Origin of the sequence: Mycobacterium kyorinense (assembly GCF_002101735.1) — a bacterium.
GTDB classification, from domain to species: domain Bacteria; phylum Actinomycetota; class Actinomycetes; order Mycobacteriales; family Mycobacteriaceae; genus Mycobacterium; species Mycobacterium kyorinense.
In genome coordinates, this window is record NZ_LQPE01000012.1 from 23016 (window position 1) to 39257 (window position 16242).

Annotated in this window: 3 protein-coding genes; all 3 read left to right on the plus strand. The window is 66.6% G+C overall.

From position 1 onward, the window contains the following. Positions 1–4: 4 nt before the first annotated feature. Positions 5–1282 carry a glycosyltransferase gene (locus AWC14_RS02375; protein ID WP_045385377.1) on the plus strand — a complete coding sequence of 426 codons (1278 nt, stop codon included), beginning with the start codon at positions 5–7 and terminating at the stop codon, positions 1280–1282. Next, positions 1279–2541, plus strand: a complete 1263-nt coding sequence (locus tag AWC14_RS02380; protein ID WP_045385375.1) for a glycosyltransferase — start codon at positions 1279–1281, stop codon at positions 2539–2541. The genes AWC14_RS02375 and AWC14_RS02380 overlap by 4 nt, the downstream gene beginning before the upstream one ends. Positions 2542–2867: 326 nt before the next feature. Then, the coding region (locus AWC14_RS02385; RefSeq protein WP_142281520.1) for a non-ribosomal peptide synthetase at positions 2868–16242 on the plus strand (13375 nt) is incomplete at its 3' end.

Below are 16242 nucleotides of genomic sequence, written 5' to 3' on the forward strand. Positions count from 1 at the left end.
CCCAATGAAATTTGCGCTGGCGTTCTACGGAACTCGCGGCGATGTCGAGCCAGGTGTTGCGGTCGGGCGTGAGCTGCTGCGCCGCGGGCACGACGTGCGCCTGGCGGTTCCGCCCGAGCTGGTCGGGTTCGCCGAGTCGGCCGGGGTCGCGGCGGTGGCGTACGGGCCGGATGCGCGGATGTGGCAGAACCTGCACCGCGACTTCTTGACGTGTTTGTTCCGTACCCCTTGGCGGCGCCACGATCTGAGGAGATTGTGGCGCGAGGATCGGCGGCTGCTGGCCCAGTGCTGGGACGAGACCAGCGCCACGTTGAGGTCGTTGGCAGCGGGGGCCGACCTGGTGTTCACCAGCGTGATCGGTGAGGAGTCCGCCGCCAACGTCGCGGAGTATTACGGCATTCCGCTGGCCACCCTGCATGCCTTCCCGCTGCGGCCCAATGGCCAGCTTGCTGCGATTCCGGCTCCGTTGGCGCGTTCGGCCATGAGGTTGTCCGAGCGGCTCGGGCGGTCGCTGACGAAGAAGCTCGAAGACGCCCAGCGCCGTGAGCTGGGCTTGCCGAAGGCCAGTGGTCTGCCGTCGCGACGGATCAGCGAACGGGGAGTGCTGGAGATCCAGGCCTACGACGAGGCGTGCTTTCCCGGGCTGGCGGACGAGTGGGCGAGATTCGACGGCCGGCGGCCCTTTGTCGGCACGCTGACGCTGGAGATGACGACGGATGCCGATGACGACGTCGCGTCCTGGATCGCCGCGGGGACGCCGCCGATTTTCTTCGGCTTCGGCAGCACACCGGCCAAGTCTCCGGCCGAGACGATCGCGATGATCGGCGCGGCCTGTGAACAGCTCGGTGAGCGGGCGTTGGTGTGCGCCGGCGGGACCGACTTCAGCGAAGTGCCTGACGCCGGACACGTCAAGGTGGTAGGCGAGATGAACTATGCGGCGGCCTTTCCGGCCTGCCGCGCAGTGGTGCACCACGGCGGCACCGGTACCACGGCCGCCGGCCTGCGGGCCGGAGTGCCGACGTTGATCCTGTCGACGTGGGGCGATCAGACGATTTGGGGCGCTGTGGTCAAGCGCCTGAAAGTCGGTACCACCCGGCGCTTTTCGAGCACCACCCAGGATTCGTTGGTCGCAGACCTGCGCCGGATCCTGGACCCGGCGTACGTTGCCCGGGCCCGCGAGATCGCCACCCGGATGACCAAAGCCGACCACAGCGTCGCGGCCACCGCTGATCTTGTCGAGAACTTCGCCGCACGAAAAGTGAAGGGCCGGAACCCGCAATGAAATTTGCGCTGGCAAGTTACGGAAGCCGCGGCGACGTGGAACCGTGCGTCGCCGTCGGCCGTGAGCTGGTCCGCCGCGGGCATGACGTGCGTATGGCCGTCCCGCCCGACCTGGTCGGCTTCGCCGAGGCGGCCGGGCCTGCGGCGGTCCCTTTCGGGCCCGAAGTGCAATCCATCCTGGACGCGCATCGCAGCTTTTGGACCTACTTCTTCCGCAACTTCTGGCGAATCCGGGATCTGATTAGGCTGCGGCGCGAAATCGCCGAGCCGGTCATCGAGCGCTGGGAAGAGATCTGTGCGACGTTGACGTCGCTGGCCGACGGTGCCGACCTGCTTGTCACCGGCCTGAATTTCGAGCAGCCCGCAGCCAACGTCGCGGAGTATTACGACATTCCGCTGGCGTCCGTGCACATTTTTCCGGTGCGGGCGAGCGGTCAGTTCTTGCGATTCGTGCCGTCGGGGCTGGGCCGTTCCGCGATGAGGGTGTTCTGGTGGCTTTCGTGGCGTCTGGCGAAGCAGGTCGAGGATGCGCAGCGTCGCACGCTGGGCCTGCCGACGGCAACAACTCCTGTGCCGCGGCGGATCGCCGAACGCGGCTGGCTGGAAATCCAGGCCTACGACGAGATCTGCTTCCCAGGGCTGGCCGCCGAGTGGGCGGCACATGATGGTCGGCGCCCGTTTGTGGGCGCGCTGACGATGGAGTTGCCGACCGACGCCGACGAAGAAATCGCATCGTGGATAGCGGCCGGGACACCGCCGATTTACTTCGGCTTCGGCAGCGTCCCGGTCGAATCTCCGGCCGCGACGCTGGGCATGATCAGCGCGGTGTGCGCGCAGTTGGGTGAGCGAGCCTTGGTGTGCGCCGGCTGGAGCGACTTTCGCGGCCTCCCCGATTACGAGCACATCAAGCTGGTCGGCGCAGCCAACCTCGCGGCCGTCTTTCCGGCCTGCCGCGCCGTCGTGCATCACGGCGGTACCGGCACGACCGCCACGGGTCTGCGCGCCGGAGTGCCAACGCTGATCCTCTCGACGGACATCGACCAGACGGTGTGGGGAAGCCGGATCAAACGGCTGCAGGTCGGTACCGGGCGACGCTTTTCGACCACTACCGAGAAAACGCTGGTCGCCGACCTGCGGCGGATCCTGGACCCGGCGTACATTGCGCGGGCCCGCGAGATCGCCACCCGGATGACCAAAGCCGCCGAAAGCGTTGTGGCGGCGGCCGATTTGGTAGAGGAATTCGCTCGCCGCAATGCCTGATGACGAAAGCTGCCATCAGGCGGGCGGTCCCGCGAATCTCTCATGAAATTCCAATAATTTTCCAATAAAGCTATCGCTGCGCCTTCCGCTGGGCCACTCCGAGCCAGCTGTGAGGCAGGTCACATTCCGAGAACTTGGAAGGTTTTACAAAAAAGCGGAACAACGCAGGTGGCCTCCAGTATGGTTCGTTCGACGCGTGTCGACTAGACATCTGGAGAGCTGGTGAGCATCGATCCGATCGAACGGGGCTGGACCGATACGCGGCCGAGGAGTCGGGGGACGTTGGCTGGGGACAGGCTTTCCACAAGTAAGTGGTGAAAGTCTCGATGGGACTTGACGACCGCGCGTTGCCGCTTACCCGGGGCCAGCTCGACATCTGGCTTGCGCGGGAAACGGGGAGCTTAGACGCCAAGTGGCAGCTGGGCATGCTCGGGCGAATCGAGGGCTCCCTTGACCCCGACCTGCTTGCCAAGGCGGTCTGTCAAGTGGTGGCCGAGGCCGAACCACTGAGGGCCACCTTCATCGAGGTTGATGGCCGAGTTTTACAAAAGGCCGTTGATTATCCCGACGTTGAGCTAGCCCGCTACGACCTCATGGGCTCGCAAGACCCCGGGAGAGAAGCATATCGGCTCGCCTATTCGATACAACGCACGCCGATGCCGCTGAGCGGGCCGCTATTCAAATTCGCGTTGTTTCAGACAGCGGTCCGTGAATTCTATTTGTTCGTGTGCTGCCACCATTTAGTCATAGACGGGATCGGCATTGGCCTTATATCGCATCGAATCGCGACCGTCTATTCTGCGATGGCTTCTGGGACATCCGCTCCGCCCGCCTTTTTCGGATCACTGACAAGCCTGGTCGATTGCGAGTCCACCTACGAGGCCTCCGCCGACTACCTTGCCGACCAGGCCTACTGGGCCGCCAACCTTCCGTCGGAAAGCCAGCCGCGTTACCAGCTGGCGCGCGCGGCCGCCGGCCGCGATCCCGGCGAGTCCTGCGCGCCAGTTCAACTGGACCCCGACGTCGTCGCGGAGATCACCCTTCTGGCGCGGACGCTGGGGGTGCGCCGAGCTTCGGTGATTACGGCGGCGTGCGCGCTGCTGGTGCGTGGGCGCGACGTCGACGGCTCAGAGGTGGTGTTCGACTTTCCGGTGAGCAGGCGGGTGCTTCCGGAAACCACGACGGTGCCCGGGATGGTTTCCGGGGTTGTACCACTGGTGTTGAAAGCCTCCCCGCGGCAGGCGGTGGCCGCTTTTTGCGAACACGTCGATGCGCGAATGCAAGGGGTGCTGCAGCACCAGCGTTTCCCAGTGCGCGTTCTCGAGAACAAGTCGCGGCGGCGCGGCGCCCCGGAGGCGTCGAATCGGGTCCTTCTTAATTTCATTCCGACCACCCGCCTGGCGGATTTCGCGGGTGCGTCGGGGTCCGGAGCCGTCACCCATTCCGGTTTCGAGGACCAGCTCGAGCTGTGGTTCATCCGCGCCGATGACCAACTCTTTCTCGACACCGCCGGGCCGAGGCAATTGCTTGCCGACTGTGATGTCCACGATCTAGTGGGGCGGCTCGAACGGGTCATGCTGGCGATGACCGCAGATCCGGCGCGATCGCTGTCGTCGATCGAGGTAGTCGAGGCCGATGACCGCGCCCGGCTGGACGGGTGGGGCAACCGGGCGGTGTTGACCGCGCCGCCGACGGCGCCGGCGTCGATTCCGGCATTGTTCGCCGCCCAGGTTGCCCGTGTTCCCGATGCGGTGGCAGTGACCTTTGAGGGCGTGTCGGTGACGTACCGCCAACTCGATGAGGCGTCGAACAGGTTGGCGCACATGCTGACCCACCATGGGGTGGGCCCCGGCACGTGTGTCGCGTTGCTGTTGCCCAGGTCGGCTGAGGCGGTAACGGCGATTTTGGCGGTGCTGAAGACGGGGGCGGCCTATGTGCCGATCGATCCGGCGGTGCCGGCAGCGCGGGTCGAATTCGTAGTCGGCGATGCCGCGCCCGTCGTAGCGATCACCACGGCCGGGTTCGCCAGTCGGCTGGATGGTTTCGAGGTGCTCGTCATCGATGTCGATGACCCGGCAGTGGATGCCCAACCCAGCACCGCACTGCCGATGCCCGGCCCAAGCGACATCGCTTACATCATCTACACCTCCGGCACCACCGGTGTGCCCAAGGGAGTGGCTATTGCCCACCACAACGTGACCCACCTGCTGGAGTCCGTCGACGACGACCTGGAGCGCACAGCGGTGTGGTCACAGTGGCATTCGTTGGCTTTCGACGTCTCGGTGTGGGAGATCTTCGGCGCACTGCTGGGCGGTGGGCGGCTGGTGGTGGTGCCCGAGTCGGTGGCGCGTTCCCCGGAGGATTTCCACGCGTTGTTGGTGGCCGAGCAAGTCAACGTGTTGAGTCAGACGCCGTCGGCGTTCTATGCGTTGCAGACTGCTGATGCGCTGGCGCCGGAGTTGGGTCGTCAGCTCAAGCTTGAGACGGTGATCTTTGCCGGGGAAGCCCTTGAGCCGGCGCGTCTTCGGGGGTGGTTGGAGCGTCATCCGGGTGCGCCGCGGTTGGTCAATATGTATGGCACCACCGAGACGACGGTGCATGCGTCGTTCCGTGAGATCGGCTGGGGTGATGTCGATGGTGTGGTGAGCCCGGTGGGGGTGCCGTTGGCTCATCTTGGGTTTTTTGTGCTTGATGGGTGGTTGCGTCCGGCGCCGGCGGGTGTGGTGGGTGAGTTGTATGTGGCCGGGCGTGGTGTCGGGTTTGGGTATGTGGGCCGGGCGGGATTGACGTCGTCGCGCTTCGTGGCGTGCCCGTTCGGGGCGCCGGGGCAACGGATGTATCGCACCGGGGATTTGGTGTGTTGGGACGCCGCGGGACAACTGACCTATTTGGGACGCGCCGACGAGCAGGTCAAGATCCGCGGGTATCGGATCGAACTCGGCGAGATCGAGGCCGCGCTCAGCGGGGTGCCGGGAGTGGATCAGGCCGCGGTGATCGCCCGCGAAGACCGCCCGGGTGACACGCGGCTGGTGGGCTATCTGACCGGGAGTGCCGATCCGGTCCAGGTCCGTGAGCAGTTGGCCGAGCGGTTGCCGGGCTATATGGTGCCCGCGGCGCTGGTGGTGTTGGAGGCATTGCCGTTGACGGTCAACGGCAAACTGGACAAGCGGGCGCTGCCGGCACCCGAATACGCGAACGCTGACCGGTATCGCGCCCCCGCCAACGCGATCGAAGAACTATTGGCCGGCATCTACGCCCAAGTGCTGGGCCTCGAGCAAGTCGGCGTCGACGACTCCTTCTTCGAACTCGGCGGCGACAGCATCTTGTCGATGCAGGTGGCCTCGCAGGCACGGGCCGCCGGTCTGTTGTGCCGGCCGCGCGATGTGTTCGTCGAGCAGACGGTGGCCCGGCTGGCCCGGGTGGCCCGGGTGGTCGACGGCGCCGGCCCGACCGACGAGGGTATCGGGCAGGTGATACCCACCCCGATCATGCGGTGGCTCGCCGGCGTGGCCGGTCCCGTCGAGCAGTTCAACCAGACGATGCTTTTGCAGGCTCCCGCGGGGGTGCGCGAGGCCGACGTGGTGGCGCTGTTGCAGGCCCTTCTGGATCGGCATGCCATGTTGCGACTGCGTGTCACGGACAGCACCGACCGGAATTGGTCACTGTGGGTGCCCGAGGCGGGGACGGTCGACGCGCGCGAGTGCCTGCACTCGGTGGATGTGTTGTCGGTGCAGGCGGTAGCGGCGGCGCGGTCGCGGTTGAATCCGGCGGCCGGTGTGATGCTCAGCGCGCTGTGGGTGGCCCCGACGGGCCAGTTGGCGTTGATCGTTCACCACCTGGCCGTCGACGGGGTGTCATGGCGAATCCTGTTGGAAGACCTCAATATTGCCTGGGCGCAGCACCGTGCGGGCCAACCTTTGGCGTTGCCTGCGATCGGCACGTCGTTTGCGCGGTGGTCGGCACTGCTGGCCGACTACGCGCACGCCCCGCACGTCACGCGACTGGCCGCGGCGTGGCGGCAGGCGGCGAGGGGGCCGGCGGTGCTGCCGGGGGTGCGCACGGAGGTCGATACCTATGAGAACGCCGGGCACCTGTCGACCGAACTGGATGTCGAGACCACCCGGATGCTGTTGGGGGAGGTGCCGGCGGCGTTTCACGCCGGGATACACGACATCCTGCTGATCGCATTCGGGTTGGCGCTAGCGGAGTTTCTGGACGCTGATGGTGCAACGATCGGCATCGAGGTCGAGGGTCACGGGCGTCACGAAGACCTGGCGCCCGATGTCGACCTGTCGCGCACCGTGGGCTGGTTCACCACCAAATACCCGGTGTCGCTGAACCTGAACGGGCTGTCGTGGGCGCAGATCGTTGCCGGCGATGCCGGGCTGGGAGCGGTACTCAAAGGCGCCAAAGAACAATTGCGCGCCCTGCCCGACGATCTGACCTACGGTGTGCTGCGTTACCTGAACAGCCAGGTGGAGTTGGCCGGCTCGGACCCGCCGATCGGCTTCAACTACCTAGGGCGGCTTGGCCTTTCGGCGGCCGAGGTCGGCGGCGATGCATGGCGTATCAGCGAGGAGGACTTGTCGCTCACCGGCCTCGCATCCGCGGTGCCGATGCCGTTGATGCACACGTTGGAGCTCAACGCCGCCACCGTCGACACCGACGCCGGCCCGCATCTGCACGCCGACTGGGTATGGGCGCCGTCGGTGTTGGATGAGGCGCAAATCGGTGAGCTGAGCCGGCTGTGGTTTGACGCCGTGTCCGGTATCTGCGCGCATGTGCGCCGCGGTGGGGGCGGGCTGACGCCGTCGGACATCGCTCCAGCCCGGTTGAGCCAGCAGCAGATCGACGAACTGCAGCAGCAATACCGGATCGCCGACGTGTTACCGCTGACCCCGATGCAACAGGGCCTGCTGTTTCACGCCGCCGCGGCGCAGGGCAACGACGACGCCTATGCGATGCAACTGGAGATCACTCTAAGTGGCCCGCTCGACCAGCAGCGGCTGCGCGACGCCGTGCACAACGTGGTCAACCGCCATCCCAACCTGGCCGCCCGATTCTGCCAACAGCCCGGCGAGCCGGTGCAAGTCATTCCAGTCGATCCCGAGATGCCTTGGCGCTACGCGGAACTGGACGCCGACATCGCCGAGCAGATCCGGCGGGTGCGTACCGCCGAACGCGCCGCGGTGTGCCAGTTTGCCGATCAGCCGGCGTTTCGGGCCGCCCTGCTTCGCACCGCAGAGGATCGGCACCTGTTTGTGCTGACGTATCACCACATAGTGCTAGATGGGTGGTCGCTGCCGATCCTGCTGCAGGAAATATTCGCCGGCTACTACGGGCAGCGGCTGCCCCCGGCTGTGCCGTACCGCCGCTTCGTCACCTGGCTGGCCGAACGCGACGTTGCCGACGCGCACGCGGCGTGGCGCAAGCTGTTCGCCGGTTTCGACACGCCCACTTTGGTCGGCTCGCCGAGGCGGCTGGAGCCGGGGCGGCGAGCCGTTGCCACCTTCCGGGTACCCGAGCACATCACGCGCGCCCTTGGCGAGCTGGCGCGTTCGCATCACACCACCGTCAACACCGTGCTGCAGGGCGGCTGGGCGTTACTGCTGACCTCGCTGACCGGCCAGCACGACGTCGCCTTCGGTGTCACGGTCTCGGGTAGGCCAGCCGAGATCGCCGGCGCGGATTCGATGGTGGGCCTGTTAATCAACACAGTGCCTGTGCGCGCGCACATCACGGCGGCGACCACTACCGCAGATCTGTTGGTGCAGCTGCAAAACGCGTACAACGACACACTCGAACACCAGCATCTGGCGCTGTCCGACATCCAGCGCATCACCGGACACGATCAGCTGTTCGACACCCTTTTGGTGTTCGAAAACTACCCGATCGACACCGATGCTTTGTCGAGCGCCGACGGGTTGACCATCACCGAATTCGGCAACCACGAGTACAACCACTACCCGCTTGCGGTGCAGGCCCTGCCCGGCGAACGACTGGGCCTGCGCGTCGAATTCGACACCGACGTGTTCGACAGCGCCGACATCCAAACACTGATCGAGCGGCTGCAGCGGATGTTGGTCGCGATGAGCCTCGATCCAGCGCGGCGGCTCTCGGCGATGGACATCTTGGATGCCGGTGAGCAGGCCCGGCTGGGTGCGTGGGGCCACCGGACCGTGTTGACACGACCCGCGCCGGCCGCGGCAACGGTGCCGGCGTTGTTCACCGCACAAGTCACGCGGACCCCGCAGGCTGTGTCGGTCAGCTGCCAAGGCCGCTCCTTGACCTACCGCGAGCTCGACGAGGCGTCGAACCGGCTGGCGCACCTGCTGGCCGACCACGGCGCAGGCCCGGGACAGCATGTGGCACTGCTATTTTCGCGATCGGCCGAAGCTGTCGTCGCCATCCTTGCGGTGCTCAAGACCGGGGCGGCGTACGTGCCGATCGACCCGGCGCTCCCGTTGGCGCGCATCCGGTTCATGGTGGCCGACGCTGCACCGGTCGTCGCGCTCAGCACCGCCGGGCTGCGCTCACGGCTGGACCAATCTGAGGTGCTTGTCCTCACTATCGACGACCCCGATGTCGACACCTGGCCCAGCACTGCACTGCCGGGGCCGGTGCCCGACGACGTCGCCTACCTCATCTACACCTCGGGCACGACCGGTGCGCCCAAGGGGGTAGCAATCACCCACCGCAATGTGACCCGGCTGTTCGACTCGCTGGACGCCAGCCTGCCATCGGGGCCGGGGCAGATCTGGGCGCAGTGGCACTCGTACAGCTTCGACGTCTCGGTGTGGGAGGTCTTCGGCGCGCTGCTGCACGGTGGGCAGCTGGTGGTGGTTCCCGAGTCCGTAGCCGGATCGCCGGATGACTTGCACGCCTTGCTGATTGACGAACGGGTCGACGTTTTATGCCAGACGCCTTCAGCAGCGGGGATGCTCTCGCCGCAGGGTCTGGAGTCGACGGCGTTGGTGGTGGCCGGAGAGGCCTGCCCACCGGAACTGGTGGATCGGTGGGCCGACGGGCGGGTGATGATCAACGCCTACGGCCCCACCGAGACGACCGTGTACGCCGCGATCAGTGCGCCGCTGACGGCTGGCTCGGGAGTCGTGCCGATCGGTGCGCCGGTGCCAGGAGCGGCGCTGTTCGTGCTGGACCGGTGGCTGCGCCCGGTGCCGCCCGGTGCCGTCGGGGAGCTGTACGTGGCCGGCGGCGGCGTGGGATACGGCTATGCCTGCCGGACCGGGTTGACGGCGTCGCGGTTTGTCGCGTGCCCGTTCGGTGGGTTCGGTGAGCGGATGTATCGCACCGGTGATCTGGTGCGGTGGCGTGTCGATGGCCAACTGGATTATCTGGGCCGTGCCGACGAACAGGTCAAGATCCGCGGGTATCGCATCGAACTCGGTGAGGTGCAGGCGGCGCTGAACGCGCTTGCCGGGGTGGACCAGGCGGCGGTGATCGCCCGCGAGGATCGTCCGGGCGACAAACGTCTGGTCGGCTATGTCACCGGCACTGCGGACCCGGCCCAGATCCACGAGAAGCTGGCTGAGCGGCTGCCCGCCTACATGGTGCCCGCCGCGGTGGTGGCGATCCAGGCGCTGCCGTTGACGGTGAACGGCAAACTCGACAAACGGGCCCTGCCGGCACCCGACTACAGCGCCGGTGATTATCGCGCTCCGGCCAACGCGATCGAGGAGATCCTGGCCGCCATCTATGCCCGGGTCCTCGGGCTCGAGCGGGTCGGGCGCGACGACTCTTTCTTCGAACTCGGCGGGGATTCGCTGTCCGCGATGCGTCTGGTTGCTGCGATCAACGACTCTCTGGATGCCGGGCTTGCGGTGCGTACCGTGTTCGACGCGCCCACGGTCGCCCGGCTGGCGCCACACATTGGTGACGGCACGAGGCGGTTGGAGCCGCTGGTGGCTCTTGAGCGGCCGGCCGTGGTGCCCGTGTCGTTTGCCCAATCCCGGCTGTGGGTTCTGGACCAGGTGCAGGGGCCGTCCCCGGCTTACAACATGACAGCCGCGTTGCGGCTGCGAGGACCGCTTGACGTCGACTCGCTGGGAACTGCACTGGCCGATGTGGTGGGCCGCCACGAAAGCCTGCGCACAGTGTTCTCGGCGCCCGAGGGAATACCCCAGCAGGTGGTTGTCCCCGTCGGTCAGGCCGACTTCGGTTGGGACGTGCTCGATGTCACCGGGTGGCCGGAAAGCCGAGTGCGACAGGCCATCGACGAAACGGCGCGGCACACCTTCGACTTGACCGCCGAGATTCCTTTGCGGGCACGGCTTTTGCATCTCGACGAGGATGAGCATGTGTTGGTGGCGGTGGTGCACCACATCGCCGCCGACGGTTGGTCGATTACTCCATTGGTGCGTGACCTGGGTCTCGCCTATGCCAGCCGTCAGGCGGGGCGGGTTCCCGACTGGGCGCCATTGACGGTGCAGTACGCCGACTACACGCTCTGGCAGCGCGCGCAGTTCGGCGATCTGGACGACCCGGACAGTGTGATCGGCGCGCAGCTGGCGTACTGGCAGGATGCCCTGGTTGGCCTGCCGGAGCGGCTGCAGTTGCCCACCGATCGACCTTACCCGCCGGTGGCCGATCACCGTGGCGCCAGTGTGGCGGTGGAATGGCCCGCCGAATTGCAGCAGCGGGTGGCGCGGGTAGCCCGGGAGCACAACGCGACGAGTTTCATGGTGGTGCAGGCGGCGTTGGTCGTGCTGCTGGCCAAGCTCAGCGCGAGTTCCGATGTGGCGGTGGGCTTCCCGATCGCGGGGCGGCGTGACCCCGTCCTCGATGAGTTGGTCGGGTTTTTTGTCAATACGTTGGTGTTGCGGGTTGATGTGGCCGGTGATCCCAGTGTCGCAGAGCTTTTGGGGCAGGTGCGGGCGCGCAGTCTGGCTGCCTATGAGCATCAAGATGTGCCGTTCGAGGTGTTGGTGGAGCGGCTCAACCCAACCCGGAGCCTGTCCCATCATCCGCTGGTCCAGGTGGCCTTGGCCTGGCACAATCAGCCTGCAGAGCTGGCCTTGGGTAACCTCGAGGTGACACCGGTCACGGTGGAAACCCATTCTGCTCGCATGGATTTGGTGTTTTCACTGGCTGAGCGCTGGACCGGAACCGGCGAGCCCGGCGGAATCGCTGGGGACGTGGAGTTCCGCACTGACGTCTTCGACGCCGCCAGCATCGAGACGCTGACCGACCGGTTGCGGCGGATGCTGGAAGCCATAACCGCCGATCCGGGGGCGATGTTGTCGTCGCTGGATGTGCTCGCCGACAGTGAGCACGCCCGGCTGGATGCGATCGGCAACCGCGCGGCGTTGACCCGGCCCGAACCACTGGCGGCGTCGATTCCCGAGTCGTTTGCAGCGGCGGCGGCCCGGGCACCAGAGGCAGTGGCAGTCAGCGGCCAAGGTCACTCGATGACCTACCGCGAGCTCGACCAGGCGTCGAACCGGTTGGCGCACCTGCTGGTTGCTCAGGGTACGGGTGCGGGGCAATGTGTGGCGTTGCTATTGCCGCGGTCGGCCGAGGCGGTCGTGGCGATCCTCGCGGTCCTGAAAACCGGGGCCGCGTATCTGCCGATCGACCCCGGACTGCCGCCGGCCCGCATCGCGTTCGTCCTTCGCGACGCTGCGCCCGTCGCGGCCATCACCACCGCCCGTCACGCCGAACGGCTGGACGGGTTCGACTTGGCGGTCATCGATGTCGACGACCCTGGCATTGACCCGCAGCCGACCACTGCCTTGTCGGTGCCAGCGGCAGACGACATTGCCTACCTGATCTACACCTCGGGCACCACCGGGGTCCCGAAAGGGGTTGCGGTCACTCACCGCAACGTGACCCAGCTGCTGGCGCCCCTGGATGCGGGGCTGCCGGCCGCGGGGGTGTGGTCGCATGCGCATTCGCTGGCGTTTGACGTGTCGGTGTGGGAGATCTTCGGGGCGTTGTTGCGTGGTGGCCGGGTGGTGGTGATCGCCGAGGCCATGGTTGGCTCGCCGGATGAGCTGCACGCCACGCTGATTGACGAGCAAGTGGACGTGCTGACCCAGACTCCGTCGGCACTGCAAGTGCTTTCCCCCGAGGGGCTGGACTCCGTGGCGTTGGTGACCGTCGGTGAGGCATGTCCGGCCGAGATAGTGGACCGGTGGGCGTCCGGGCGGGTGATGGTCAACGCCTACGGCCCCACGGAAACCACGATGTGTGTGGCGATCAGTGCGCCGCTCACAGCCGGTGCGGGGGTGCCGCCGATCGGGATGCCCGTGACGGGCGCGGCATTGTTCGTACTCGACGGGTGGCTCCGGCGGGTGCCGGTCGGTGTGGTCGGCGAGTTGTATGTGGCGGGCGCCGGGGTGGCGTGCGGGTACGTGGGACGATCTGCGTTGACGGCGTCGCGGTTTGCGGCGTGTCCGTTCGGTGGACCGGGGCAGCGGATGTATCGCACCGGGGATCTGGTGCGCTGGCGCGCAGATGGGCAGCTGGATTATCTGGGCCGTGCCGACGAGCAGGTCAAGATCCGCGGCTATCGCATCGAACTCGGCGAAATCCAGGCCGCACTAACCGCTTTGGACGGCGTCGAGCAGGCGGTGGTGATCGCGCGCGAAGACCGCCCCGGCGACAAGCGCCTCGTCGGCTATATCACCGGCAGCGCCGACCCGACCACTCTCCGCGCCACGCTGACCGAGCGGTTGCCGGCGCACATGGTGCCCGTCGCCATACTCGCGGTCGAAAGTTGGCCGTTGACACCCAATGGCAAACTCGACACCCGCGCGCTGCCGGCCCCCGACTACGCCGACACCGCCCGGTATCGGGCCCCGGCCAACGCCGTCGAGGAAACCTTGGCCGGCATCTACGCCCAGGTGTTGGGCCTGGAGCGGGTCGGCGTCGACGACTCGTTCTTCGATTTGGGCGGCGACAGCATTTCGGCGATGCAGGTGGTGGCGCGGGCGCGTGCCGCGGGCTTGGTGTGCCGGCCGCGTGATGTGTTCGTCGAGCAGACCGTCGCCCGGCTGGCCCGGGTTACCGAAACAGCCGGTGCGGGTGGTCCGATCGACGAGGGCGTGGGCGCGGTGACTCCAACGCCAATCATGTGCTGGCTGAACAGTATTGACGGTCCGGTGGACCAGTTCAACCAAACGGTGCTGATCCAGGGTCCGCCAGAGGTGGGCGAAGCCGACGTGGTGGTGCTGTTGCAGGCATTGCTGGATCGGCACGCCATGCTGCGGGCACACCTAAATGATGACGGTGCGTCGTTGACGGTGCCCGAGGTCGGCTCGGTGGATGCGCGCGAGTGCCTGCAGACGGTCGACGAGTTGTCCGACGAGTCGCTGATCCAGGCGCGCTCGCGGCTCAACCCGGCCGCCGGGGTAATGCTGCGCGCGCTGTGGGTGACCGCGACGAGGCAGCTGGCGCTGATCATTCACCACCTGGCCGTCGACGGGGTGTCGTGGCGAATTCTGTTGGAAGACCTCAACGTTTCCTGGGCCCAGCATCGCAGCGGGCAACCGCTGGAATTGCCGGCCGGCGGAACGTCATTTGCCCGGTGGGCGTCGCTTCTCAGCGAGTGCGCCCACGCTTCGGACGTCGTCGCACACGCGCACGTCTGGAGGGAGGTGGCGGCGACCCCGGCCGCACTGCCGGCTGTTAACCCGGAGGTGGATACCTACGCGAGCGCCGGACATCTGTCGGTCTCGCTGGACGCCCAGACGACGGCGATCCTGCTCGGCGACGTGCCGGCGGCGTTCCACGCCGGGGTGCAGGACATCCTGCTGATCGCATTCGGCTTGGCGGTGACGGAGTTTCTGGGCATTAGTGACGCGCCAGTGGCCATCGACGTCGAGGGCCACGGCCGGCAGGAAGAACTGGCCCCCGGAGTCGATCTGTCGCGCACCGTCGGTTGGTTCACCACCAAGTACCCGGTAGCGCTGAGCCTGGGCGAACTGCGCTGGGGCCAAGTGATCGCCGGTGAGCCCGCGCTCGGAGCGGTGATCAAAGACGCCAAAGAGCAATTGCGCGCTCTCCCAGACGGTCTGACCTACGGTGTGCTGCGTTATCTGAACCGCGATGTCGACCTGGCGTCGCCCGACCCGTCAATAGGCTTCAACTACTTCGGGCGTCTGGGCGCCGCGGGTAACGGCTCCCGTGACGTTTGGCGGATCTGCCAGGAAGGCCTGTTGCTCGCCGGCTCCAGCGCGACCATACCGATGCCGCTGGCGCACACCGTGGAGCTCAACGCCGGCACCGTCGACACCGACGCCGGTCCGCACCTGCACGCCGACTGGACCTGGGCGCCTTCGAGTTTCAGCGAATCTCAAGCCGGCCGGCTCAGCCAGTTGTGGGTCGACGCTCTGTCCGGAATCTGCGCGCACGTGCGGGCCGGTGGCGGCGGACTCACCCCTTCGGATATCGCCCCGGCCCCCCTGAGCCAGCAGCAGATCGATGAGCTCGAGCGTCAGTATCACATCGCGGACGTCTTGCCGCTGACGCCCTTGCAGCAGGGGCTGCTCTTTCACGCCCACAGTGTGGGAGACAGCGACCGCGATCTGTATGCGGTGCAACTGGACATCACGTTAAGCGGGCGGCTCGACCATCAGCGGCTACGCGATGCGGTGCACGAGGTGATCAACCGCCATCCGCACCTGGCGGCCCGATTCTGCGAACAGTTCGACCCACCGGTACAGCTCATCCCGGCCGATCCCGCAGCCCCTTGGCGCTATATCGATCTGGACGGCGCTGCCACCCTCGACGAGCAGATCGAGCAACTCTGCGTCGCCGAGCGCGCCGCGGTTTGCGACCTGGCCCATCCGCAGGCTTTCCGGGTCGCGTTGATCCGCACCGCGCCGGATCGGCACCGCTTGGTGCTGACCAATCACCACCTCGTGCTCGATGGTTGGTCGCTGCCGATCCTGCTGCAGGAAATCTTTGTCGGCTATCACGGACAACGGCTGCCCGCGGCGGTGCCATACCGCAGGTTCCTCACCTGGCTGGCCGAGCGCGACCACGAAAGTGCCCGCACTGCCTGGCGCGAAGTGCTGGCAGGGTTTGATACCCCTACTCTGGTCGGCCCGCCGCAAAACCCGAAGCCAGCGCAACGGGGCGTCGTCTCATATCGAATGCCCGAGAACATCACTCGGTCGCTTGACGAGCTGGCGCGCTCACACCACACCACCCTCAACACCGTGCTGCAAGCCGGCTGGGTGCAGCTGCTGATGTGGCTGACCGGCCAGCACGATGTCGCATTCGGTACGACGGTCTCGGGCCGGCCCGCCGAGGTGCCCGGCGCGGAGTCGATGGTCGGGTTGTTGATCAACACGATACCGATGCGGGCGCGCCTCACGGCAGAAACCACCACCGTCGAGCTGCTCGACCAACTGCAGCGCGTCCACGCCAACACCCTTGAGCACCAACATCTATCGCTGAGCGAGATCCACCGCATCACCGGCCACGACCAACTGTTCGACACCCTGTTGGTGTTCGAGAACTACCCGGTCGACACCAGTGCGATGCCGGGAATCGACGGGCCTGCCATCACCGAGTTCACCAGCCGCGAATCCACCGACTACCCGCTGACACTGCAAGCCATTCCCGGCCACGAACTGGGCCTGCGGGTCGAATACGACACCGATGTGTTTGAGGGCCGAAGCATTGAGGCGTTGGTGGGGCGGTTGGAGCGGGTGGTGGTGGCGATGGCCGCTG

Excerpts from the sequence above, each read along its gene's own strand:
- AWC14_RS02375 (WP_045385377.1), top strand. The coding sequence starts at position 5 with ATGAAATTTGCGCTGGCGTTCTACGGAACTCGCGGCGATGTCGAGCCA.
- AWC14_RS02380 (WP_045385375.1), top strand. The coding sequence starts at position 1,279 with ATGAAATTTGCGCTGGCAAGTTACGGAAGCCGCGGCGACGTGGAACCG.